Source organism: Streptomyces sparsus (assembly GCF_054776295.1).
Window position 1 is genome coordinate 1 of the sequence record NZ_BAAHCA010001724.1, and the last position, 532, is coordinate 532.

A 532-nucleotide genomic window follows, 5' to 3' on the forward strand; every position below is an offset into this window, starting at 1 on the left:
GGGGCCGCCAGGCGCCCGAGGGTGCGCGCGGCGTCGCGGGCGGGTCGTCCCCGCGCCGCGAGCGGCTCACAGTCGTAGGGCGATGCCGACGTGCGGTCGCTTGCCCAGCCTCATCAACGCCCCTCCGCCGTCGACGATCCTGAACCGCCAGCCGTACTTGCGGGCCATCGCCCGGCGCACCCGGGCGAGTTCCGCCTGGTCCTCCAGCAACCGGCCGGTGCCCTCGACCGTCCTGGCACCGCCGTCGACCCTGCCCCGGGCGTCGCACGGCGTCACGGTGACGCGCGGGTCCCGCCGCAGCCGCTTCACCTTCCAGGAGTCGTCCCGGGTCCACACCAGCAGCTCGTTCCCGTCGGCCACCCCCCACACGGGCGTGGCCACCGGCGTGCCGTCGCGTTTGAAGGTGACCAGGCTGACGTACGGGCTGTGGGCGAGGTGCGGAGGGACCATGGTCGGAAAGGTTACGCCTGTGCGGCGCGGGACGGGAGTGCCGCGACGACGGCGTCCGCCGGGGCGCCGGGACGCCGCCCCG

1 protein-coding gene is annotated in these 532 nt (G+C 75.8%); it reads right to left on the reverse strand.

From position 1 onward, the window contains the following. Window positions 1-66: 66 nt before the first annotated feature. Entirely contained in the window at window positions 67-450 is a 384-nt protein-coding gene (locus ACYVE9_RS30505; RefSeq protein ID WP_461031081.1) for a PPOX class F420-dependent oxidoreductase, read from the reverse strand. Window positions 451-532: the final 82 nt, after the last annotated feature.

Coding starts and splice junctions, on each gene's coding strand:
- ACYVE9_RS30505 (WP_461031081.1), bottom strand. CDS start 450: ATGGTCCCTCCGCACCTCGCCCACAGCCCGTACGTCAGCCTGGTCACC.